20 protein-coding genes and 3 pseudogenes are annotated in these 23,029 nt (G+C 73.0%); 6 read left to right on the forward strand and 17 right to left on the reverse strand.

Annotation, left to right across the window (positions count from 1 at the left end; translation table 11 throughout):
• Positions 1-76: 76 nt before the first annotated feature.
• Positions 77-1,894 carry a cytochrome c oxidase subunit I gene (gene ctaD / locus IG02_RS0101840; protein ID WP_078854099.1) on the reverse strand — a complete coding sequence of 606 codons (1,818 nt, stop codon included), beginning with the start codon at positions 1,892-1,894 and terminating at the stop codon, positions 77-79.
• Positions 1,895-2,050: 156 nt separating this feature from the next.
• The gene (locus IG02_RS0101845) at positions 2,051-2,884 is read right to left on the reverse strand and encodes an AraC family transcriptional regulator (protein WP_051764305.1); all 834 of its coding nucleotides are present in this window, start codon (positions 2,882-2,884) and stop codon (positions 2,051-2,053) included.
• Positions 2,885-2,967: 83 nt separating this feature from the next.
• On the opposite strand from IG02_RS0101845, the gene IG02_RS0101850 reads away from it, so the two are divergent.
• Positions 2,968-3,786 (forward strand): sulfite exporter TauE/SafE family protein, encoded by an 819-nt coding sequence (locus IG02_RS0101850; protein ID WP_324604712.1) that lies wholly within the window; start codon positions 2,968-2,970, stop codon positions 3,784-3,786.
• Between the two features lie 46 nt (positions 3,787-3,832).
• Positions 3,833-4,276: pseudogene (locus IG02_RS0101855) on the forward strand (lipase family protein); the annotation flags it as partial.
• A 96-nt stretch (positions 4,277-4,372) separates the two neighbouring features.
• Here IG02_RS0101855 and IG02_RS0101860 read toward each other — a convergent pair.
• The 5 genes from IG02_RS0101860 to IG02_RS0101880 all read right to left on the reverse strand — a co-directional run bounded on the left by IG02_RS0101860 (position 4,373) and on the right by IG02_RS0101880 (position 10,797).
• Positions 4,373-4,936 carry a hypothetical protein gene (locus IG02_RS0101860; protein WP_051764307.1) on the reverse strand — a complete coding sequence of 188 codons (564 nt, stop codon included), beginning with the start codon at positions 4,934-4,936 and terminating at the stop codon, positions 4,373-4,375.
• Positions 4,937-5,210: 274 nt separating this feature from the next.
• Positions 5,211-6,383, reverse strand: coding sequence for a FecCD family ABC transporter permease (locus IG02_RS0101865; protein WP_078854101.1), 1,173 nt, complete (start codon positions 6,381-6,383; stop codon positions 5,211-5,213).
• Positions 6,380-7,426, reverse strand: coding sequence for a FecCD family ABC transporter permease (locus tag IG02_RS0101870; RefSeq protein WP_030740819.1), 1,047 nt, complete (start codon positions 7,424-7,426; stop codon positions 6,380-6,382). Before IG02_RS0101870 ends, IG02_RS0101865 begins: the two co-directional genes overlap by 4 nt.
• A gap of 128 nt (positions 7,427-7,554) precedes the next feature.
• Positions 7,555-8,628, reverse strand: coding sequence for an iron-siderophore ABC transporter substrate-binding protein (locus tag IG02_RS0101875; protein ID WP_030740821.1), 1,074 nt, complete (start codon positions 8,626-8,628; stop codon positions 7,555-7,557).
• Positions 8,629-8,772: 144 nt separating this feature from the next.
• Positions 8,773-10,797: a cellulase family glycosylhydrolase gene (locus tag IG02_RS0101880; RefSeq protein WP_078854168.1), complete on the reverse strand. Its 2,025-nt coding sequence runs from the start codon at positions 10,795-10,797 to the stop codon at positions 8,773-8,775.
• Between the two features lie 217 nt (positions 10,798-11,014).
• Here IG02_RS0101880 and IG02_RS0101885 point away from each other — a divergent pair, with 217 nt between their 5' ends.
• On the forward strand, positions 11,015-13,585 hold the full coding sequence (locus IG02_RS0101885) for a beta-L-arabinofuranosidase domain-containing protein (RefSeq protein WP_030740826.1): 2,571 nt from the start codon (positions 11,015-11,017) through the stop codon (positions 13,583-13,585).
• Positions 13,586-13,635: 50 nt separating this feature from the next.
• Here IG02_RS0101885 and IG02_RS42430 read toward each other — a convergent pair whose 3' ends face one another.
• From IG02_RS42430 to IG02_RS0101925, 9 genes and pseudogenes are all read right to left on the reverse strand, one after another.
• Positions 13,636-14,259 (reverse strand): hypothetical protein, encoded by a 624-nt coding sequence (locus tag IG02_RS42430; protein WP_030740829.1) that lies wholly within the window; start codon positions 14,257-14,259, stop codon positions 13,636-13,638.
• A 27-nt stretch (positions 14,260-14,286) separates the two neighbouring features.
• Positions 14,287-14,730 (reverse strand): annotated as a pseudogene (locus tag IG02_RS42435) (MnhB domain-containing protein); the annotation flags it as partial.
• Between the two features lie 67 nt (positions 14,731-14,797).
• Entirely contained in the window at positions 14,798-15,043 is a 246-nt protein-coding gene (locus tag IG02_RS0101895; protein ID WP_030740832.1) for a hydrogenase subunit MbhD domain-containing protein, read from the reverse strand.
• A gap of 10 nt (positions 15,044-15,053) precedes the next feature.
• Entirely contained in the window at positions 15,054-15,395 is a 342-nt protein-coding gene (locus tag IG02_RS0101900) for a cation:proton antiporter (RefSeq protein ID WP_051764308.1), read from the reverse strand.
• Entirely contained in the window at positions 15,392-15,709 is a 318-nt protein-coding gene (locus IG02_RS0101905; RefSeq protein WP_051764310.1) for a monovalent cation/H+ antiporter complex subunit F, read from the reverse strand. The genes IG02_RS0101900 and IG02_RS0101905 overlap by 4 nt, the downstream gene beginning before the upstream one ends.
• Positions 15,706-16,215 carry a hypothetical protein gene (locus IG02_RS0101910; RefSeq protein ID WP_030740841.1) on the reverse strand — a complete coding sequence of 170 codons (510 nt, stop codon included), beginning with the start codon at positions 16,213-16,215 and terminating at the stop codon, positions 15,706-15,708. The genes IG02_RS0101905 and IG02_RS0101910 overlap by 4 nt, the downstream gene beginning before the upstream one ends.
• A gap of 207 nt (positions 16,216-16,422) precedes the next feature.
• Complete coding sequence (locus tag IG02_RS0101915) at positions 16,423-16,959, reverse strand: isochorismatase family cysteine hydrolase (protein WP_030740844.1); 537 nt, start codon at positions 16,957-16,959, stop codon at positions 16,423-16,425.
• A 77-nt stretch (positions 16,960-17,036) separates the two neighbouring features.
• Entirely contained in the window at positions 17,037-17,555 is a 519-nt protein-coding gene (locus IG02_RS0101920; protein WP_030740847.1) for a VOC family protein, read from the reverse strand.
• Positions 17,556-17,634: 79 nt separating this feature from the next.
• Positions 17,635-17,823, reverse strand: a pseudogene (locus IG02_RS0101925) (CBS domain-containing protein); the annotation flags it as partial.
• Positions 17,824-18,177: 354 nt separating this feature from the next.
• Here IG02_RS0101925 and IG02_RS0101930 point away from each other — a divergent pair.
• Positions 18,178-18,504 (forward strand): hypothetical protein, encoded by a 327-nt coding sequence (locus IG02_RS0101930; RefSeq protein WP_030740853.1) that lies wholly within the window; start codon positions 18,178-18,180, stop codon positions 18,502-18,504.
• Positions 18,505-18,593: 89 nt separating this feature from the next.
• Here the strand turns inward: IG02_RS0101930 and IG02_RS0101935 are convergent, their stop codons facing one another.
• Positions 18,594-19,736, reverse strand: coding sequence for a Ku protein (locus tag IG02_RS0101935; RefSeq protein WP_030740856.1), 1,143 nt, complete (start codon positions 19,734-19,736; stop codon positions 18,594-18,596).
• Between the two features lie 627 nt (positions 19,737-20,363).
• Between IG02_RS0101935 and IG02_RS0101940 the strand changes: the two genes are divergently transcribed.
• Positions 20,364-21,644, forward strand: a complete 1,281-nt coding sequence (locus tag IG02_RS0101940; RefSeq protein ID WP_030740859.1) for an MFS transporter — start codon at positions 20,364-20,366, stop codon at positions 21,642-21,644.
• A gap of 254 nt (positions 21,645-21,898) precedes the next feature.
• Entirely contained in the window at positions 21,899-22,864 is a 966-nt protein-coding gene (locus IG02_RS0101945; RefSeq protein ID WP_030740862.1) for a pectate lyase family protein, read from the forward strand.
• Positions 22,865-23,029 lie beyond the last annotated feature (165 nt).

The following is a 23,029-nucleotide window of genomic DNA, read 5'->3' on the forward strand; positions in this document are numbered from 1 at the left end:
ATGCTTCCGCCCGGTCGGCCGGAAGCGGTCGGTGGCGATCGGAGGCGGTTCGAGGCGCGCGGACCAGGCGCGCGCATCAGGCGCGCGGCGTGGGGACCGCGGCCCGCGCCGCCGCCTCCAGCTCGGCGAACTCGGGATGACGCAGGTCGAAGGCCGGGGACTCGCTGCGGATACGGGGCAGGGCGACGAAGTTGTGCCGGGGCGGCGGACACGACGTCGCCCACTCCAGGGAGCGGCCGTAGCCCCACGGGTCGTCGACGGTGACCCTCTTCCCGTAGTGCGCGGTCTTCCAGACGTTGTAGAAGAACGGGAGCAGGGCCAGGCCGAGCAGGAACGAACCCACCGTGGACACGGTGTTCAAGGTGGTGAAGCCGTCGGCGGCGAGGTAGTCCGCGTACCGGCGGGGCATGCCCTGCGCGCCCAGCCAGTGCTGGACGAGGAAGGTCAGGTGGAAGCCTGCGGTGAGCGTCCAGAAGGTGATCTTGCCCAGGCGTTCGTCGAGCATCCTCCCGGTGAACTTGGGCCACCAGAAGTGGAATCCGGCGAACATCGCGTACACCACCGTGCCGAAGAGCGTGTAGTGGAAGTGCGCGACCACGAAGTACGTGTCGGACACGTGGAAGTCCAGCGGGGGCGCGGCCAGGATGACGCCCGTGAGGCCGCCGAAGACGAAGGTGAGCAGGAAGCCCGTCGCCCAGAGCATGGGCGTCTCGAAGGACAGCGAGCCCTTCCACATCGTGCCGATCCAGTTGAAGAACTTCACCCCCGTCGGCACGGCGATCAGGAAGGTCATGAAGGAGAAGAACGGCAGCAGCACACCGCCCGTCGTGTACATGTGGTGGGCCCACACCGTCACGGAGAGGCCGGCGATCGCGATCGTCGCGCCCACCAGGCCGATGTAACCGAACATCGGCTTGCGGGAGAAGACCGGGATGATCTCGGAGACGATGCCGAAGAACGGCAGGGCCAGCACGTAGACCTCGGGGTGGCCGAAGAACCAGAACAGGTGCTGCCACAGCAGGGCGCCGCCGTTCGCCGCGTCGAAGATGTGTGAACCGAACTTCCGGTCGCACTCCAGCGCGAAGAGGGCGGCGGCGAGCACCGGGAAGACGAGCAGGATCAGTACGCCGGTCAGCAGCACGTTCCAGGTGAAGACCGGCATTCGGAACATCGTCATGCCGGGGGCTCGCATGCAGACGATCGTGGTGATGAAGTTGACCGCGCCGAGGATGGAGCCGAAGCCCGACAGGGCCACACCCATGATCCACATGTCGGAGCCCACGCCCGGCGAGTGGACGGCGTCCGAGAGCGGCGCGTAGAGGAACCAGCCGAAATCGGCGGCGCCCTGCGGGGTGAGGAAACCACCGGCGGCGATCAGCGAACCGAACAGGAACAGCCAGTAGGCGAGCGCGTTCAGCCGGGGGAAGGCCACATCGGGCGCCCCGATCTGAAGCGGCATGATCCAGTTGGCGAATCCGGTGAACAGCGGCATCGCGAAGAGCAGCAGCATGATCGAACCATGCATGGTGAACGCCTGGTTGAACTGCTCGTTGGAGACGATCTGGGTACCGGGCCGGGCCAGTTCGGCGCGCATCACCAGCGCCAGCACACCGCCGATCAGGAAGAAGAACAACGCGGACACCAGGTAGAGCGTCCCGATCCGCTTGTGGTCGGTGGTGGTCAGCCAGTCCACGACGACATGCCGACGGGCGCGGTGCGCAAGCGCCGCGTCCCCCGCGCTCGGGCCGGGCCTCGCCGCGGGTCCCGGCCCGGACTCGGCCCGTGGTCCCGCCGGGGACTCCTGTTCGGCCTCCCGCCCGGACTCCGGTCCGGGTCCCGCCTCGGGCTCCCGCTCCGGTCGAGTCGGCTGCCCCTTCGCTCGTGCGTTGTCCACCGGCCCGTACCCTCCGCCTCTCACGACTGTCGAACGTGCCGGGAAGAGCTGGGGAATGCGGGGGACATGGTCCAGCTCTTCCCGGCACAACGATGATCACGGGGCGCCGGGCCGGGCCCCTAGGGCCGGACAGGCCCTCACCGGGACCGACCGGCCCTACGCGCGGGCGGGCCCCGGCGGCCGACCGTCCGGCCGGGTGGGCCGCTCCTCCTCCGGCGTGGCGCGGTGCTCGGCCCGGTACGCGGACGGGGCACGGCCCAGCAGACTCCGGAAGGCCACCGTGAACGCGGCGGGGTTCTCGTACCCGAGTGCTCCCGCGACCCGGGTCACCGGCACGCCGGCGGCCAGCTCGTGCACCGACCTCAAGACGCACGCCCGCTGCCGCCACTGGGCGAAGCTCAGGCCGGTTCCGCGCCGGAACAGGCGGCCGAGTGTGCGCTCGCTGACGTTCAGGGCGGCCGCCCAGCGGGCGGGCGGGTCATGGATGTCGGGGGCCCGCAGGAACGCGTCGCACAGCCGCCGGAGCTCCGGGGCGGCGGGCAGCGGCAGGTCGAGCGGGAGCGGTGTCAGATTCCGCAGCTCGTGAAGGATCAGCTCGACGACGGTCGCGTCCCGGCCGTGCGCGGGATAGCGGGGGGCCATGTCGACGGCGTCGAGGATCAGCGCCCGCAGCAGCGCGGAGACGTCCACCACCCGGCAGCGACCGGGGAACCAGGGCGCGGCCCCGGGCTCGATGTACAGGCTCCGGGTGCTGACCCCCGTCATGGTGACCTGGTGGCGGGTGCGCGGCGGGATCAGGACCGCGCGTGCCGTGGGCACGGTCCAAGCACCGTCCGCCGTCTCGACCCGCATCACACCGGTCGCGGCGTAGAGGACCTGGGCACGGCGGTGCTCGTGGAGGGGGAGCAGATGCTCGTACGGGTAGTCGGTACCGATGGCGAGCACCGCTCTGTCCAGGCCGTCCACCTCGTCGACGGGGATGTTGCGCACCTTCCGACTCTACGCCCCGCTGTCGCGTACGAGTAAGTAGCTGTCGAACAGTCGATTGCCCGCCAGCGGCTCCGGTTCCTAGCGTGTCCACCGTGCTGACCGCGTTTCTCACTCTTCTCCTGTTCGGCTGCCTGACCGGCGTCACGACGGTGCTGTTCGGCTTCGGCGGCGGCTTCGTCACCATCCCCGTCGTCCACGGGTTCCTGATCGCGACGGGTCAGGACGACGGCGCCGACGCCATGCATGTGGCCGTGGCGACGTCGACGGCGGTCATGGCCGTGAACGCGGTGACCGCCGCGTCGGGGCGCCGCCGTTCCGGCCGGCCGCGCCGGGACTACCTGTGGCCCCTGGCCGGTTTCGTGCTGCTGGGCGCGGCGATCGGCTCGCTCGCGGCCACCTGGCTCAGCGGCGCCCTGCTGCACGCCCTGTTCGTCGTGTACCTGCTGATCGCCATCGCGGACAGCCTGCTGCGCGAGGGGTTCCTCACCGCCACCGACGGCGGGGAACCGCGCCCGCTCGGCCGGATCACAACGACGTTCGGCGGTGTCGGCATCGGCACAGTGGCCGCCGGCCTGGGCGTCGGCGGCAGCGTCATGACGGTCCCGTTGCTGCGCCGGCGCGGGCTGCCCATGGCCACCACGACCGCGCTGGCGAACGCGCTCAGCGTCCCCGTCGCCGTCGCGGGAAGCATCGTCTACGCGCTCGCTCCCGCCGCCCAGGCACTCCCGGGCCGCGTCGGCTACATCGATCTCGTGGCATGCGCCGCGCTGCTCAGCGGATCGCTGCCGACCGTCGCCCTGGTCAGGCGGGCCGCCACACGGGTCCCCGACCGGCTCCACTCGGCCGCCTACGTGGGCCTGCTCGTTCTCGTCCTGATCGTCATGCTCGTCACCGGACCGTGACGGGCGGCCGACGGGCCGCGCAGGCACGTGGCGGCGTGCGCGCCGGCTCGCCGGCCTGCGCACCGACGGGCAGAGCGTCTGGTTCACCGGCCACAGCCTCGGCGGCGCCCTCGCGATGCTCGCCGGAGCGCGCATGTACCTCGAGGACCCGCGGCTCGCAGCCGACGGCGTCTACACCTACGGCCGGCCCCGCACCTGCGACACGACCCTGGCCAAGGCCTACAACAAGGGTTTCAAGGACCGGATGTACCGCTTCGTCAACAACAACGACGTCGTCCCCCACCTTCCGCCGGAGCCCGCCCACACCCACGTCAACGCCCTGCGCCACATCGACTCCCGGGGCGGGGTCCACGAGTCGATGTCCCTGCTCGGCGGGCTCGCCGACCATGCCAGGGGACTGACCGCCGATGTCCTCGCACCGGCCAGTGACGGTATGCGCGACCACTTCATCCGCAGCTACCTGACCGCCCTCGAGAAGAACCTCACCTGACCCCCTGCCCGGCACCGGCACCGGGCCGGGCAGGGGCACGGAAAGCGGCAGCCGCCGGGCGTCAGGCGGCGGGGCGGATGGCGGACGCCGCCGAGGTCAGCGCCGACCTCCCGCGAGGGTGGGCCGGCCGCCAGTGCCGGGGCGCGGCGCGGGGCGGGCCGGTTGGCCGGGGCGGCCGCGGCCGGGACCGCCGGTGCGGGCCGCGCCCTCGGGCCAGACGATGTCGACGGGGATGCCATGGGCGCGGGCGTAGGCGACCAGGTGCGCGGTGGCGTCCGAGCCGTCGGACGGCGATCCGTCCCACACCGCGAGCACCGTACGGCACACGCGCACCACCTGTTCGTCCGCTCCCACGCAGGAGTTCCGGTCCTCCGGGTCGAAGGGGAGCAGCCGCACCTGCCGTGCCAACACGATCAGTTCGCCGGCGGCGGCCCGGTCCCGAAGGGGCAGCACGGCGGGTACGGACCCCTGGGAGGGGAGCAGGACGGTCAGCTCCCGCCCGGCGGTGCGCACGGCCCGCGCGAACGTGAGGGGCAGCCCCGCACCGGCGCGCACGAGCCCCGCCTCGCCCGTGAAGCGTGCCAGCCGCGACCGCAGTTCGGCCTCCACCAACTCCATTGTGCCGATGGTCAGATCACCGTGTCCTACGGCCGCTATCACCGGCTCGCCCTCCTGGTCGACATGGGCCCGCGCCCGGCGCCCCGCTGTGGTCCCGGACACCGTTCGGCGGTGTGTCCGGCTGGTGCACCGCGGGCCGTTCCCGGGGCTGTCCGTCGGACAGCCCGCGGTGCACCACACAGTCAACGCGCGCGACGCGGCCACGCACTAGGGCCGTTCGGCCTCACCATGGCCGTTCGGCCCTGGTACGGCCCGGCCCGGCCGCGGTCCACCGGACCCGCCGCGCCACGGGCCGCCCGGCACCGGGCGCCACGGCTCAGAGCACGCCCCGGCGCCACTCGCGGATCAGGAGCCAGCCGAGATAGCCGCCGCCGAGGGCCATCGTGTAGATGCCCACGGGGAGGTCCTCGAACAGGGGCAGTTGCTGGGCCGCGAGGTCCGCCGACACCAGCAGCAGCGCGCCGACGAGGGTGGCCTGCGTCAGCTGGGGGCCGGAGCCGCGCGTGAGGCGCTTGGCGATCTGCGGTGCGGTCAGCGAGATGAACGCGATGGGCCCCGCGACGCTGACGGCCGCCGCGGAGAGCACGATCGCCAGGGTGACGGCGAGGGACTTGGTGCTCCTGGGACGGGCGCCGAGTCCCTCGGCGAGGTCGTCGCCCATCTCACCGATGTCCAGGCGCCGTGCGATCAGGGCCGTGCAGGGGACCGCGGCCAGCAGCACCAGCCAGATGACACCGGCGTCGCTCCAGGACCGCGCCGCGAGGCTGCCGTTGACGTAGGCGGTCAGGACGGTGGCCTTGTCCCGCTCCACGGCGTAGACCACGTACTGCGTGACCGCCGTCCCGATGGCGGCGACTCCGATACCGGCCACCACGAGGCGTCCGCCGTTGCGGAACCCGGCACCCGTCGAGACGTACACCAGCGCCATGGCGGCGGCCGCCCCCGCGAGCGCGCCGACGGGCACCGGCAGGGTGCCCGGCAGCAGCAGCGCGACGACCGCCGCGCCGGCGCCCGCTCCGGCGCCCAGGCCGATCACGTCCGGGCTCCCGAGGGGGTTACGGGTCACGGACTGGAAGAGCGCGCCCGACAGCCCGAGCGCCGCGCCCGTCCCCGCGGCGACCACGAGGCGTGGCCCGCGCAGCCGTTCGAGGACGAAGACGTCCGTGCCCCGTGCGCCGCCCGTGAGGGCGCCCGGCAGGTCGGCGAGCGGGACCCCGATCCGGCCGAGGGAGAGCGTCGCGACCGCGGCGGCGAGGGTCAGGAGCACGACGAGGAGCGCCGTGACGACGGAGATCCGCCGGACCGGGAGCGCGACGGTCCGCCCGATGACGAGGAAGCCGCGTGGCGCGCCGGTGGGGCGGGTCCGCCGGGACGGTCGGCGCGCCGGGTCCGGCGCGTCGTTCGAGGTGCCGTTCCGTATGCCGTTCGGTGTGCCGTGCGACGCGGGTGAGGTGTCGCGCGGATCCGCGGTACGGATGGTGTGCTTCATCCCGCCGTTCCCTTCATCCTCCGTACGGCGTACAGGAGCGCGGGGGCGCCCACGAACGCGGTGACCACGCCCACCATCAGCTCCTGCGGCCGCAGCACGACGCGGCCCACGACGTCCGCGAGCAGCAGCAGGGCCGGGCCCGCGACGGCGGAGAACGCGACCTGGGTCCGGAAGTCGGTGCCGACGAGGGCCCGTACGACATGGGGGACGGCCAGTCCGACGAAGGCGATCGGGCCGACCGCCGCCGTGGCCGCCGCGCTCAGCAGCGTGGCGGCGAACAGACCGCCGCCGCGCACCAGGGCCGGACGGGCGCCGAGCGCGGTCGCGGAATCGTCCCCGAGCGCGAGCGCGTTGAGGCCGGGCGCGACCAGCGCGCCGAGCGCGAACCCGACGGCGGCGAAGGGCAGGACCGACCAGAACACGTCGAAGTCCCGGCCGCCGAGGGCCCCGACGACCCAGTACCGGTAGCTGTCGAAGACCTTGGGCCTGCTGAGGGTCACGGCCTGGATGAACGCCATCAGCACGGCGGAGAGCACCGCCCCGGCGAGCACCAGCCTGACCATGCTCCGGCCGGCCCCCGCCGATCCGATGGCGTGCACGAGCACCCCCGCGACCAGCGCCCCGGGCAGCGCCCACCACAACGTGGCGGTGGCGCCGGAGGCCCCGAGGAACGCGGTGGCGGCGACAATGCTCGCGGAGGCGCCCGCGTTGATGCCGAGCAGCCCGGGGTCGGCCAGCGGGTTACGGGTCACCCCTTGCATGAGCGTGCCCGCGACGGCGAGGCAGAGCCCGGCCAGCAGGCCGAGCGCCGTCCTCGGGTAGCGGCTCTCGACGACGGTGGCGACGTACGGGTCGGCGGCGCCGGAGAACACGTCCACGACATCGCCGAAGGAAGTGGTCCTGCTGCCGAACATCACACTGGCGACGACGGCGCACGCCAGGACGGCGAGCCCGGCGAGGAGGACGTACACCCGCCGAGCGGTGCCGGTACGCCGGGACGTACCGGCACCGCCCGGGCGGACGGCTGAGTCGGTGGTGGTCATGGGGTCCTGATGGTCGCTGTCCGGCGGGTGGGCCTGTCACGGGTCGCCCGGCGCCGGGCCGCCCGGGCCCGGTACGTGCGGCGTACCAGGCGCGTCGGGCCCGGCACGTGCGGGGACGCCACGCGGTGTCAGGACGTGGCGCCCGCCGAGCCACCGGCCTTGGCCACGGCCTTGTCGATCAGTGGCAGATAGCGTTCGACGACCCAGGGGACGGTGAGGGGGTTGATGATCGACGACGCGGTGACGAAGGAGGTGTCGTCGCTCGCGACGACGGCACCGCGCTTGACGGCGGGTATCGCCGCGTACAGCGGCTGCGCCTCGATCTCCTCGCGGGTCTTGGCGTCGGTGTAGAAGGTGAAGATCACGTCACTGCCGGAGAGCTTCTCGGCGTTCTCCAGGCCGATGAGCGCCGAGTCGGTGCCCTTGGTCTCCTTGAACGTCTTGGCGACCGGGTCGACGGTGAGCCCGAGCGAGGAGACCATCTCGACCCGCTGCTCCTCGGGCAGGAAGACCCCGAGCGTGCCGGGCCCCGAGGTATAGATGTACGAGAACGAGACGCCCTTGTACGCGGGGCGGGTCGCGGCGGCGTCGGCGAGCTGCTTCTCGATCCGCGAGATGAGGGTCCTGGCCTCGGCCGGCTTGCCCAGTGCCTTGGCGATGATCTCGATCTGCTCGTCCCAGTTGGTGCTCCAGGCCAGCCCGGGGTAGGCGACCGTCGGGGCGATGTCGGAGAGGATGTCGTACTGCTTCTGCGTGATGCCCGACCAGGGGGCGAGGATCACGTCGGGGGCGAGTTCCGTGATGGCCTCGAAGTCGATGTCCTCACCGCCCGCGAACTGCTCGGGCAGTTCGTCGCCGGACTTCTTCACCGCCTCGTGGATCCAGGGCAGGTAGCCGGTCTTGTCGCTCCCCCACGCGTACTCCTCGATGCCCACGGGCGTGTGACCGAGCGCGATGGCGGTCTCGGCCGAGCCCTGCCCGAGGGTGACGATCCGTTCGGGCTGTTCGCTGATCCTCGCCTCGCCGAGCGAGCTCTTGATCGTGACCGGGAAGGCACCGCCACCGCTCTTCGCCGCACCGCCGGAGGACTTCCCCTCGTCGGATCCTCCCGACGAGCAACCGCCGAGGACGAGGGTGAGCGCGGCGGCGGCCGCCGAGAGGGTGAGCGTGCGGCGGCGCACTCGGGTGGACCAGGTGGACATCGGATTCCTCTGTGTGATGCGGCGTATTGCGGCCATGGGGCACAGGCAGCCGTGCGACACCGGTCAACAGCGGCTTAGGGAAGCCTAAGCTAAGTGGATATTCGTTTCAACTGCGCTCATCTCCACTCCCTACCGGGCCCCCGGTCAGCCCGCCGCCGGGAAGGCCGAGGACGCCGCCCACGCGGCGAGTTCACGCCCCGCCGCGGCGCGCAGCTCCGCGCTCGGGGACGTGGTGCCGTCCGCGACGAGTGCGTAGTGGAGGGTCCCGGGCCCGTCGGCCGCCGCCGGGGCGGACAGCAGCAGCCGGTGCGCGCCCGGGCCGCCCCGCTCGGCGGCCCGGGCGACGGGATGGCCGGCCGTCTGCCCCTGCGCGGTGTACGCGGGCAGGCCGGTCACGGCGCCGAGGTCGGAGACGACGGTGGTGGCGGCCGGGTCGAAACCGCTCGGCAGGTGCAGCTCGGTCGGCGCCCGCGTGGCGCCCTCGGAGCGCCAGACGATCACGCCGTAGCGCCCGGAGCCCACCAGCCGCGCGGTGTTGGGCATCCCTTCCGGAACGCGGTTCCAGCTCATGACCGAGGTGCCGTCGCGGGACCGGTCCTCATATGTGAAGGCGAGGGCGCGGCCGGCGACGGCGGTGGGGTAGAGGCGGTCGAGCAGCCGGGCGTCCTGGCGCAGGACGGCCTTGCCGGACGCGTCGAGTGCGACGGAGGAGAGGTCCTCGTCGTTCCAGGCGTCCCCGTCCGTGAGAATTTTGCCGGGGTTGCCGTTCATCGCCTCACGGTGACGGCCGCTGTAGAGGTCCCACTGCCATTGGGTGCCCGACAGGACGGGGCCCGACCGCGCCGCCGCGGACCACCAGGCGGCGCCCGGCAGCCGGGAGTCGAGCGCCTGGTACATGGCCTTCAGCACCGAGGGGGCCTTGTCGGCGGTGGTGCCGCTGAGCGGGTGGCCGAACTCGCTGACGATGCCGGGGGCGGCCAGGGCCGCCGCGCGGTCACGCACCGCCGCGAAGTCGGTGGCGTACCGGCCGTCCTGCGCCTTGCCCCACATGAAGATGCCCGAGATGGCCTTCTGGTCGTAGAAGTGGGTGTTGAAGACGTAGTCGTCGCCGACGGCGCCCGCGTCGAGGAGGCCGCCAGGCTGCCGGGCGAAGTCGAGGTTGGCGTTCCAGAACATGTTGGGCTCCACGAACACGGGCTTGTCGCGCCAGCCAGCGGCGTCCATCCGGGCCCGGAACTCCTCGTAGAAGGGCCACAGGACGTCCCGTTCCCACGCGCGGCTGTCCTGTCCGCTCGCGTACTCGCCCGCGTAGGGCTCGTTGTACGGGTCGAAGCCGACGACGCCCGCGAACTCGTCCGCGTCGAGATCGCGGGCCAGGTGTTCCATCGTCTTCTGCGCGGTGTCGAGGAAGGCGTCCCGGACGGGTACGGAGACCGGGCCGGAGGACGTGGGAACGGTGAGGACCCGGTTGGCCCAGAAGTCCCGGGTGGCGCTCTTGACCGCCTGGTTCTGGGTGATGTTCTGGCCCCACAGGACGCAGATGCCACAGGACTCGTCGGGATACCCGCCGGCCTCGACCGCCCAGCGGGGCGCGCCGTCGCCGGTGTACCAGCTGTCCTCGTCGAACAGGTGGCGTGAGTAGAGGTCCTGGTGGAAGTCGGGGAACACCCGCAGCCCGGCGGCCAGCAGGGCCTTGATCTGCTCGGTGGCCCGGTCGAGGTAGGCGGTGTCGAGCACGCCGGGCGCGGGCTCGGCGTGCGCCCAGGAGAGCAGGAAGCGGACGGCGTTGCCCCCGGTCAGGGCGCGGATGGCGGTGGCGGAGGTGCGGGCGTCGGCCGCGTCGGCGAAGGGCAGGCCGCCGTTCTCCTCCAGTTTGGTCTCGCCGGAGACGTTGAATCCGCGCAGGACCACCTCACGGCCGTGTCCGTCGGTGAACCGGCCGTCGTCCACGCTCACTTCGGTGGCCGTCCGGCCGTCGAACCACTGCGGATCGCCGTCCGCGGCGCGGGCCGGGGGGCCGCCGAGCACGACCGTGGCGAGGAGCAGACCGACCGCGCCGAGCAGGGCGCCGCGCCCGCGCCGCCTCGGGCCCCCGCGCCGTCCCGGGCGCCCTCGCCGCCGCGCGCCCCGCCCCGTGATCCGTAACCCCGCCGCCTCACTCCATGACATGGCGACCACACTGCGCCCGTTACTGACAGGTAGTCAATAGCGTCGACCGCCCGGCCCGGGACTCCGCAACTCGGCCCCGCGCAGGGTCCATTGACTTCCCTTGGGGCGCCAGTAGCGTGGGAGCGCACAGCATGTCGCACAACGTTCGACATACCGAACACTTCATGGTGACGGGACACCTCGGGCCCACCGGCCCTCGACATGCGGAGATCCGGCTATGACCAGACCACTCGACAGACGGCACTTCCTCACGACCGCCGCCGGCGGGGCCACGGCCGCCGCGCTGGTGGCGGCGGGCGACACCACCGCGAGCGCGGCACCGGCGCCGGCCGGCGGACCGCCCACCGGACCGCACACACGGGGCGGCGAGGCGGCGCGGGCCGCGGCCCCCGCCGTCCAGCCCTTCCCCCTCGGCGCGGTGACCCTGCTGGCGAGCGCGTTCAAGGACAACCAGTCGCGCAACACGGCCTACCTGCGCTTCGTCGACCTCGACAGGCTGCTGCACACCTTCCGGCTGAACGTCGGGCTGGCGAGCGGCGCCGCGCCCTGCGGCGGCTGGGAGTCGCCCACCACCGAACTGCGCGGGCACAGCACCGGCCACCTGCTCTCCGGCCTGGCCCTCACATACGCCAACACCGGTGAGAGCGCGCTGCGCGACAAGGGGAACCGGCTGGTGGCCGCGCTCGCCGAGTGCCAGGCGCGCTCGCCGCGGGCGGGGTTCGGCCAGGGCTATCTCTCGGCGTTCCCCGAGAATTTCTTCGACCGGCTGGAGGCCGGGACGGGGGTCTGGGCGCCGTACTACACGATTCACAAGATCATGGCCGGCCTCGTCGACCAGTACCGGCTGGCGGGCAACAGCCAGGCACTCGACGTCGTCCTCGCCCAGGCCGCCTGGGTGGACCGGCGTACCGCGCGGCTGTCACCGGCCCAGATGCAACGGGTGCTGGAGACCGAGTTCGGCGGGATGAACGACGTACTGGCCGACCTGCACGCGGTCACCGGCGACGCGACCTGGCTCCAGGTCGCCGAACGCTTCACCCACGCAAAGGTGTTCGACCCGCTGGCCCGCGGGGAGGACCGGCTGGCCGGGCTGCACGCCAACACCCAGATCCCCAAGGCGGTGGGCGCGATGCGGCTGTGGGAGGAGGGCCTGCCCGACCGCTACCGCACCATCGCCGAGAACTTCTGGCGCATCGTCACCGAGCACCACACGTATGTCATCGGCGGGAACAGCAACGGTGAGGCGTTCCACGAGCCGGACGCCATCGCGGCGCAGCTCAGCAACAACTGCTGCGAGAACTGCAACAGCTACAACATGCTGAAGCTGACCCGGCTGCTGCACTTCCACGCCCCCGAGCGCACGGAACTCCTCGAATACTACGAGCGCACGCTGTTCAACCAGATGCTCGGCGAACAGGACCCCGGTTCCGCGCACGGCTTCAACATCTACTACACCGGACTCGCGCCCGGGTCGTTCAAGCAGCAGCCGTCCTTCATGGGCACCGACCCGAACATGTACTCCACGGACTACGACAACTTCTCCTGCGACCACGGCTCCGGCATGGAGACCCACGCGAAGTTCGCGGACACGGTCTACACGCACGACGCGGACCGGCTGCTGGTCAACCTCTTCATCCCGTCCGAGGTGGCCTGGCGCGAGAAGGGCATCACCTGGCGGCAGACCACCACCTTCCCCGACGGGGCGGGCACCACCCTGTCCGTGGTCGCGGGCGGGGCCGCCCACCGCCTCCAGATCCGTATCCCCTCCTGGACCTCGGGTCCCTCGGTCCGGGTCAACGGGGCGCCGGCGCCGGGCACCCCGGCCCCGGGCGGCTGGTTCACCGTCGAGCGCACCTGGCGCACCGGCGACCAGGTCGAGGTGGTGCTGCCGATGCGCGTGACGATCGAGCCGACGCCGGACGACCCGGACGTCCAGGCCGTGCTGTACGGGCCGGTCGTGCTGGCCGGCGCGTACGGGAACAGCGCCGGCACGTCGATGCCCCGGCTGGACGCCGCGTCGGTGCGCAAGACCGCCGACGCGCCGATGCGGTTCACGGCGAGCGCCGGCGGGGCCACGGTCTCCCTGCTGCCGATCGCCCGCGTGCACCACCAGCGCTACCACGTCTACTGGCTGACGGGCACGCCACCGCCACCGCCGCCGGCCTTCGCCGCGTGGTACCGCTTCGACGAGTCCACGGGCACGGCGGCCGCGGACGCCACCGGCAACGGGAAGACGGCGCGCCTGGCCGGCGGCGCCTCCTGGACGGCGGGCCGCACCGCCGGGGCCGTGGCGCTGAACGGCACCGACGGGCATGTGGTCGTGGCGGACAACGTGCTCGCGGGCGCATCCGCGTACTCGGTGGCGACCTGGGTCAGGCTGGACGGGCAGCCGGCGGCCTGGAGCCGGATCTTCGACTTCGGGACGGGGGTGACCGCCAATCTGTTCCTGACCCCGCGCAGTGACTCGGGCACCCTGCGGTTCGCCGTGACGGCGGGCGGCGGCGGCGCGGAGGCGCGCGTCGACGCCCCCGCCCTGGCGACCGGCCGGTGGACCCATGTCGCCGTGGCGTACGGCGGCGGTACGGCGGTGCTGTACGTGGACGGCGCGGAGGCGGGCCGCAGGACCGGGATCACCGTCGAGCCGCGGCACTTCGGCAACACCATGAGGTCCTCCTGGATCGGCAGGTCGCAGTACCCGGACCCGTATCTGAGGGGCGCGGTCGACGACTTCCGGGTCTACGGGAGGACGCTCACGGCCGCCGAGGTCGCCACGCTGGCCCGCTCCTGACGCCCCCTGACCCGCACACCGCCGGAGCCGCGGGGCCCCGGGTGTGCGGGTCAGGTCTGGACGGTGACGGCGACCAGCAGCACGGCGACGCCCACGGCGAACCAGGTGACGTAGTCCCCGAGCAGCCCGGAGTGCAGCCGCCGCAGCGGCACCACGACGGACCGGCTCACGGCCGCCGCCACCGTACGGGCCGTGCGCGCCCCGCCGCCGTCCAGGCGCGTGCCCCACACCGCCCCGGCGGCGAGGGCGGCGGCCGAGACGGCCGAGAGCAGGCCGAGCAGCACGCCCATCGTGTCCCAGGCGTGGTGCGGCGGGGGCCCGGCACCGGGCACGGTCACGACGCCCGCCGCACCGGTACGTTCCGCCTCTTCCCCGGCGAAGGTGGCCGCGCGGTAGCCCTCGTGGTCGGTGAACAGCGGGGCGGCGTCCGCGAGCGAGGCCGCCGCCCCGGGCAGCAGTCCGACGCACAGGCTGCCGAGCAGCAGCAGCGCGGGCACCACCAGCATCGGGCGGGGCAGCACCCGCACCGGCCCACGCACCTCGGACTGCTCGCCCCCGCCCCCGGTCTCCGGCTCTCCCGGCCGGTCCGCCGGCACGGGCCCCGCGCCCCGGAAGACCCGCAGCGCCGCTCTGAGCACGGCGCCGCCGGTGACCGCGGAGACGACGACGAACACGGCGGGCAGCCACCCGGCCCACTCCCCCGCGGCCTGTTCGGACAGGGCCTTGCCCAGCGCCGTGCCGAACGGCGGCAGTCCCGCGAGGGCCAGACCGCCCTGTAAGCCCCCGCCCGGGCTGAGCTGGCCATGGGCGACGATGTAGCACCCGGTGAGCAGCGCGACGGGCAGCAGGACGGCACCGAACAGCCGGATGGACGTCTGGACGGACGCCGGGCCCCCGGGCGCCGGCCCCCGGGCGCCGGCCCCCGCGGCCGGTCCTGGCCGCCTTCGTCCCGGGCGAGGCGCAGCAGCACCGTGGCACGCAGCACGGTGGCGTAGAGGATCGACTCCTCCCCCAGCGTGTCGAAGGCCCGCAGGTCGAAGTTGACCGAGGAGACCACGTTGGCCGTCCGGTGCGCGAGCGCGGCGGCCACGGCCCGGGCACCGTAGGGGTGGGCCGAGGAGCCGAAGCGCGGCAGCCCGGTGCACGCGGCGGCGTAGAAGCCCGCGACGACCGCCGCCGACAGCACGAACACAGCGGTGCGGGCGGTGCGGTTCACCGGCGCCGCCGGACCCGGCGGACCGTCAGCAGGATCAGCAGCGGGGTGAGGGCGGAGCCCACGGCGAGTTGGGAGAGCGCCACGTCGGGCGCCTGGAGCAGGGCGAACAGCAGGGACAGCGCCAGGCCGAGAAACGCCAGCGTCACCGCCTGGCGCACCGGATCACGGGAGAGCGCGGTCACGGTCGCGGCCACGACCACCCACAGCAGCGCCACGGCGATCAGGAAATCGACACCGGTCATGACGGACGCCTCACTTCTCTCCGCGCCTTTCGCGCCCTTCAGGACCCCCTCGGTCCCCGTGGCCCCCGTGGCCCTCGGACCTGACGGTGGCGCGTGCCACCGCCATGGTGGTGACGGCGCCGCCCACGGCCAGCAGGAGGCCGATCACCAGGACCTTGACGGCGGCCCGCCCCGGCCCGGTCGCCACCGCCACGGCCAGGGCGGTCAGCGGCGCCCCGAGCGAGGAGGCCGGGGAGAGCGCGTGCAGCCGCTGGTACGGCGCGGGCAGCGCCACCAGGGCCACGGCCGCCAGCAGCAGCGCCGCGACACCGGCGACGAGCAGGACGAGCGCGAGCAGTTGGCGGGGAGTCATCGCGCGGCGCCGTCCTCCCGTCGCGGGCGGTCCGGCTCCGGCTCCGGCTCCGACGCCGGCTCCGGCCCCGCGCCGAGGAACCGGGTGAAGACGAGCGTCCCGGTCGGTCCGAGCACCGCGAGCGCCAGCGCCATGTCGGTGTACGAACTCCGCCCGAAGCCCTGCGCCAGCAGCAGGAAGACGACCGCCACCAGCGTGGTCGCGAGGTTCGCACCGGGGAGCCTGCGATGCCCCGGGCCCCGGGCCGCCACCCACAGGCAGGGGCCGAGCCCGAGGGTCAGCAGCGCGGCGGTGGCCGTCAGCCAGGTGTTCACCGGACGTCCTCGGCGCCGAGCGCCCGCTCCAGCGCCGACCGGCCGCCGGTCATCCGGTGCACGCGCAGCAACCGCTCCTCCTGGTCGGGCCGGTCGCCGTCCGTCTCCTCGCGGACCACGTCGACCACGTACGCACCCGGGGTGGCCGACAGCGCCACCCCGGCCCAGGCCGCCCCGGTGCCCGGGCCCAGCCGCAGGGTCCGGAACTCGCCCGCGCGGCTCTCGCCGCCCCGGGCCCGTACCACCGTCAGCGCCAGCCGGCCGGTCTCCACGAGCAGGGCGAGGGGCCAGGCCCGTACGGTGCGCGGTCCGCGCGCCCAGCCGCCCGGCCGGGCCCCGGCCGCCCCGCGCACGAGCGGTGCGCAGACGGCGCCGAGCAGCGCGCCCACGGCGCCGACGGCCAGTTCGAGCCAGGTGATGTCGCTGATGAAGACCGCGTTCACGGCGAACAGGAGGACCAGCCACACCAGGGCCTCCCCGCGGGTTCGCAGCCGTGTGCCGCGCATCGTTCCTCCGTAAGGGGCGTGCGAAAGAGTGGGAGGGGCATCGGAGGGGCCCGTCGGGTGAGTCACACTACGGCGCGGTCACCGCGAGGTCCCGGACGCACGCCGGTGCGGTGGTGCGGGGTCGTGGACGAGGGTCGTGTCCGTCGTGGGCGCGGCGTCCGCCCGGGCGTCCCACCGTTCGCCGGGACGGAGGGATCGACGGAGGGCTCAGGTGAACGCGACGCGTTCGGCGGGGCAGATCTCGGCGTCCATGTTCCGCCGCATCATCCGCAGCGCGGCCCGCGCGAGATCGTCGTGGATATGGGCGACGGCGTCCTCGGGGACGGTCACCGTCAGGTGTCTGACGTGCGCGTCGAGTGCCGAGTAGAGCACACACTGCTCGGTGACCTGCCCGCACAGGATCACGCGCTCGGTGCCCAGCTGCGCCAGCAGGTACGAGAGCGGTGTCTCGTAGAAGATCGAGTGCCGGGCCTTCACGACGAACAGCGAGTCGCCGTCCGGCCGGACGGGCTCGACCAGGTCGGCGTGGGGGCCGGAGAGCGCGGTGTCCAGGATCTCGCCGTGGTGCGAACGCCACTCGCCGAAGTTGTCGTTGACGTAGATGACGGGCACTCGCGCGGCACGGGCCCGTTCCAGGAGGCGCACCACGGACGGCAGCGCCTTCCTCACCGAACGCATGAGCTGATCCGCGTCGGGGTGATCGTAGGTGTTGATCATGTCGATGACGATGAGTGCGGACTTCATGTGGTCCTGCCCCCTCGCGGATCCCCGGGCCGGGGCGCGTTGGTGGCCGAGCCTCGATCCACCGAGGTGGCTCGAGGCTACGGGGCGGGACACCAGCGGCGCAGTTCGGTGTCGTCCTCGTAGGGCTGCGGATCGGGGTAGGTCAGCAGCTCCAGGGTGCTGCCCCAGGGGGTGCGGCAGTACGCGAACAGGTTGTTCGGCCCCGATTCGGGCCCCGGCAGCTCCGCCGGCTCGTCCAGGATCGTGCCGCCGGCGCTCTCCACGGCCTGCAGGGCCGCGTCGAGGTCGTCCACGTAGCAGGCGACGTGCTGCCAGCCGAGATCGCTCGGCACCACCGCGGCCCCCTGGCGCGGACCGTCGAACTCGAACAGCTCCAGACCGGGGCCGTCGCGCAGCCGCAGCATGCGGACCGCGATCTGCCGGGTCCCCCCGGGGACCCCCGTGCGGCGCTCCAGAGCGGGGCCGGACCTCGGTCCCTGCCCGCGCGGCAGTGTGTCGTAGAGCGGCTCGGCGCCCAGGACATGGGCGAAGAAGGTGGTGGCGGCGTCCAGGTCGGGGACCGTCACACCGACGTGGTCGATACCTCGCGCGCTCATGGGACTGCTCCTTCCTGCCCCTGTCCTTCCCGTCCCCGGCCCGCTGCTCGGGCGGGGCGGACGGACCCGGGTGACGAGTTCAGTCGGTCGAGAGGGCCTCCAGCAGGTCACCGGTCTGCGGGTCCGGCATCGCCCGGGCGACGTCGGCCAGGGTGACCATGCCGATGAGGCTGTGCCCGTCGATGACCGGGAGCCGGCGCACCCGGTGCCGGGCCATGGTCGCGAATATCTCGTCGGCGTCGTCGTCGGCCCCGATGGTGACGGCCTCGGCGACGCATTCGGTTCCGGGGCTCATGATCGTGCGTGCGGTCGGCATCTGACGGATCTCCTCCCGTTTTCTTCCGCGTTCCCGCGTTCCCGCGTTCTTTTTCGTTCTCTCCGTTGTCACTGACGCGCCTGCCCCGGGAGCGCGTGGCCGACACCGGGTGAGCGGCGGGGCGCCACGGCCCGTTTTTGCCCCGTACGGCGCATGCCGTGTCGCGTACCGCGGCCGGGGGGCGTGCAGTGGAACCGGCGGCTGATGTGAGAGCGGCGGGCCGGTGGGTAGGCGCACCGTTGTCACCGGTTGTCCACGCCACGCGCTCGGCCCCGAACGGGCGGAGCCCGACGAAGGAGTAGCGCCATGCCGCGAGGTTCCAGTTCGAAACGGGAGCGACAGTACGAACACATCAAGGAGGGTGCCGAGAAGCGCGGCACCTCCACCGGCCGGGCGAAGGAGATCGCCGCGCGCACCGTGAACAAGGAGCGGGCACGGGCCGGGGAGTCCAAGTCGGCGAGCAGGACCTCCGTGCGGGATCCCAAGTCCGCCTCCGAGCGCGGTGGCCAGCGCTCGCACCGCGGCGCGCAGGGGCCGACCAAGGACCAGTTGTACGAGGAGGCGAAGCGGCGTGGTGTCGAAGGCCGTTCGTCGATGAACAAGCAGCAGCTCTCCAAGGCGCTGGGCCGCTGAGCCGCGGCGTCGGCACGCCGCTGACCGCCGGGCCGTGGTGGCCGCGGGTCCGGCGGTCGGCGACGGCAGCGCGCGGGGCGGGCACTCGCTCACGACGCCTTCGCCGTACGTCGTGCGCGCCGCGAAGCCGTGGCGGGTTCCCCGGCCGAGAGCGCCTCGAGGAGTTCCTGGCGGGTCATCGAGGAACGGCCCGGCACGCCCGCTTCCGTGGCGCGCCGGTACAGCTCCGTCTTGCTGAGGTCCGCGAGCGGCTCAGGCCGCCGCTTCGCCGTCCGTCCGCCCCGGCGACGGCCGTCCCCTTCCCCTTCCCCTTCCCCTTCCCCGGCGTTCTTCGCCCGCTTCTCCGCCTGTCGCTTCGGCGGCTCGGCCTCGTGCTTCTCCCCTTGCCCGGCCGGGCGCCCGTCCGCCCGCCTCCTCGTCCGTCCGCTGCCTGACGTCCCCGCACCCCGTGAGGAGCGCGCGGAGTCGACGCTCGCGCGCAGCGCGCTCATCAGGTCCACGACGTTGGTGGACTCGGGCGGCTCCTCGGCCTTCTCCACCGTCTCGCCGGACCGCTTGGCCTCGACCAGCCGGCGTACCCGTTCCTGGTAGGTGTCGTGGTACGCGCCGGGATCCCAGTCGGTGGTCATGGTCTCCACCAGTCGCAGCGCCATCTCCCTCTCCTGGCCGGAGACCGCCTTCCGCCCTTCCGGCAGATCGCCCACCTCACTGGCGGGATCGCGTACCTCGTCCGCCCAGTGCAGGGTGTGCAGGGCGAGGACGTCCCCCTCGGCGCGCACCGCGACCAGGTACTCGCGGCTGCGCATGACGAAGGTCGCGATGCCCGCCTTGTTCGACCGCTCCAGGGCCTCCCGCAGCAGCGCGTAGACCTTGGCGTACTCCTCGCCCCGTGGGCCGAGGTAGTAGGTGCGGTCGAAGAAGATCGGGTCCACCTGGTCCAGGTCGACGAACTCGCCGATCTCCAGCGCCCTGGAGCGCCCCGGGGCGATGTCGTCCAGCTCGTCGGGCTCGACCAGCACGTACTCGTCCCCCGCGTCGAGACCCTTGACGATCTCGTCCAGGGGGACCTCTTCCCCGGTGCGCTCGTTCACCCGCCGGTTGCGGACCCGGTCCGAGGTGCCACGCTGGAGCTGGTGAAAGCGCACGGTATGGCTCTCGGTGGCGGAGTAGAGCCGCACGGGCAGGCTGACCAGCCCGAAGGACAGCACTCCGTTCCACAGGGGACGCGCCATGGACAGGCCACCTCCTCACTCCATCGGACGCCCAACCCCCGGTGATCGCATCCCGTACGGCGTGAGCGGTACGGATTGGTGCTCCGGTCCCCGCGCCGCTACGCTGTCGCGCGTGTCCAGTCCCGAGGCATCAAGACTCTAGTGCCGCGTCAGCCCAGGTTTGCCCGATAGCGAGGCGTCCTGGTGCGGTCAGCCGCAAGGCGCCGAATCGACCTCGTAGTGGGCCTACTCGGTCGGTTCGGCAACACCGCGGATGGCCGTGCCAGGGCGGTGAGCGGGGCAAACCTGGGCTGACGCGGCACTAACCACCGGCCCGTCCGGTGGCTGACCTCGTCGTCGCGTCGTAGCAGCAGCGCTCCCCACAGCCTCCTCCGGGCCCGGGTGGCGCCGCGTTCGCGACCGTTGCCATCGGATCGGCGTTCTCGGACTGTGTCCGGCCTCGACCGTGCTGTCGCCGTGCGTGACACCGGCAGGCCTTCCCCGTGCGGTCGCACGGGCCCCGGTCACCCTCCCCGTTGAGCCCTCACGTGCCTTCGGGATCCGTCGCTCCCGCGCGCCGGCAGGGGCACCGCCGTGGCTCGTCGCCGCCGCGTCGATCCAGCCCTGATGTGGTTGTGGAGTCTTGTTGTGCCTCTCGTTCTGTACGTCCTCGCCCTGGCCGTCTTCGCCCAGGGAACATCCGAATTCATGCTGTCCGGTCTGGTGCCGGACATCGCGCGCGACCTCCAGGTGTCCGTTCCGGCGGCGGGCGCGCTGACCTCGGCGTTCGCCGTGGGAATGATCGTCGGCGCGCCGCTGATGGCGGTGGTCGGCCTGCGCTGGTCGCGGCGGCGGGCGCTGCTCGTGTTCCTGGTCGTCTTCCTGCTCGTCCATGTCGTCGGTGCCGTCACCACCAGCTTCCCCGTCCTGCTGGCCACCCGGGTCGTGGCCGCGCTGGCCAACGCGGGGTTCCTGGCCGTGGCCCTGGCGACCGCGAGCGCGCTGGCCGGACCGCGCGCCACGGGGCGTGCCACGTCCATCCTGCTCGGCGGGGTGACCGCGGCGTGCGTGGCGGGGGTTCCGGCCGGGGCGTTGCTGGGGCAGTGGTGGGGGTGGCGGTCCGCCTTCTGGGCCGTGGCCGCCGTGTCCCTGCCCGCCGTCGTGGCCATCGTCCGGTCGGTCCCCGGCGACGCGGCCCACGCGGACGGTACGCGACCGGCGACCGGCGCGGCCGGGACACCCGGGCCGGCCGTGGCACCCGGGCCCGCCGCTGAGCCGGCCGGGACACCCCGGTCGGCCGGAGGCACCGGTGCCCGCGCGGAGTTGAGGGCCCTGCGCTCCACGCGGCTGGTGGTGACCCTGGTGCTCGGTGCCCTCGTCAACGGCGCGACTTTCTGCACGTTCACGTATCTCGCCCCGTTGGTCACCTCGGTCTCCGGGATCGGCCACGCCTGGGTCCCCGCCGTGCTGGCGCTGTTCGGGATCGGGTCGTTCCTCGGCGTCACCCTCGGCGGCCGGTTCGCCGACACCCGGCCGCTGCCGCTCCTGGTGGGCGGCGGCACCGCCCTGCTCGTCGGCTGGGGCGTGTTCGCGGTGACCGCCCAGAACCCCGTGACGGCGCTCGTGCTGGTGCTCGTCCAGGGCACGCTCTCGTTCGCCGTCGGGTCCACGCTGATCGCGCGGGCGCTGTACGAGGCGACCGGGGCGCCGACACTCGCCGGGGCCTGCGCGACCGCCGCGCTCAACGTGGGCGCGGCGGCCGGCCCCTGGCTCGGCGGCCTCGCCATCTCGGCCGGGTTCGGTTACCGCTCGCCGGTGTGGGTCAGCGCCCTGCTGGTGGCGTTCGCCCTCGCCGTCGCCGCACTCGCGACGGGGCTGCGCCGTGTCGGGGCCGGCCGGCGTGCGGAGGCCGCCGCCCCGACGGCGTAGGCCTCCGGTCCGGAGGCACGCGGGGCACCGGTGTCACGCCGGTGCCCCGCCCGGTGTCACGCGCCGCGCGGGTCCCGCACCCGCGGCGCGGTGCGTCCGGCGGTGGTGCGACAGTCGCCGCCGCCCGCGCGGGATAGTCCACACAGGCGGCGTCATCGTCCACGGGGATCGTTCTAGCCTCGCCTCATGCCTGCCGCGCGGCATCGGTGCACACCAGCAACCCGCTCTCCAAACCCCACGGACGGAGAACACCCATGCGCAGGACGAGCGCACCGTACACCTTCTCCCTCGTCGCGGCGGCGGCCGCCGTCGCCCTGGCGCTCACCGGGACCACGGCCGCCGGCGCCGCCCCCGCGCCACTGGACGGTCCGCGAGCCGCCGCGGGCCCGATCGGATTCGGTGCCGGGACCACCGGCGGCGCCGGAGGCTCCACCGTCACCGTGACGAACGCGGCCCAGTTCACCGAGGCGGTACAGCGCGAGGGCGCCCTGGTGGTCCGGGTGAACGGCACCATCTCGCTGAGCGAGATGGTGCGGGTGGCCGCGAACAAGACCGTCGTCGGCGCGGGCACCGCCGGCAGGATCACGGGCAGCGGGCTCAACGTCCGCAGGGTCAGCAATGTGATCATCCAGAACCTGACGTTCACCGGCTCGAACGACGACGCGGTCAACGTGGACGGCTCCACCAGGGTCTGGGTCGACCACAACGACGTCTCCAACGCCAAGGACGGCGGCATCGACATCAAGCACGGCGCCACGAACGTCACGGTCTCCTGGAACCGGATGCACAACCAGGACAAGAACATGCTGCTCGGCCACTCGGACAATAACGCGTCCGAGGACAGCGGCAAGCTCAAGGTGACGTACGACCACAACTGGTTCGACGGTACGACCCAGCGCAACCCCCGGGTGCGCTTCGGCAACCCGGTGCACGTGCTGAACAACTACTTCAGCAACATCGGTGCGTACGGCGTCGCCTCCACGGAACAGGCGGGCGTCCTCGTCGAGGGCAACTACTTCGAGAACGTGGACGACACCTACCACCTCGGCGAGGGGTCCTCCGACCCCGGCTCGCTGGTGGCGCGCAACAACCACTTCGTCAACTCCACGGCCGGCCAGACCGGCGGCAGCGTGGCCGCGATCCCGTACGGCTACACCGCGGAGAGCGCGTCCGGTGTGAAGGCGTCCGTCACGGCGGGCGCGGGCGTCGGCAAGATCTGACCCGATCCCCGCACACCCGTGTACCCGGCCGGGGCCGGACCGGTGGATCCCCCACGCCACCGGTCTTGCCCCGGCCTCCTCGCTCGTCTACGGTTCCGGCGAGTACGCTTCCGGCGCCGACCACACCGACGCGGCCGGCGGCGGACGGCCCCTCCCCGGTGAGCG

The sequence above is a fragment of the Streptomyces sp. NRRL F-5135 genome (assembly GCF_000719775.1).
GTDB classification, from domain to species: domain Bacteria; phylum Actinomycetota; class Actinomycetes; order Streptomycetales; family Streptomycetaceae; genus Streptomyces; species Streptomyces hebeiensis.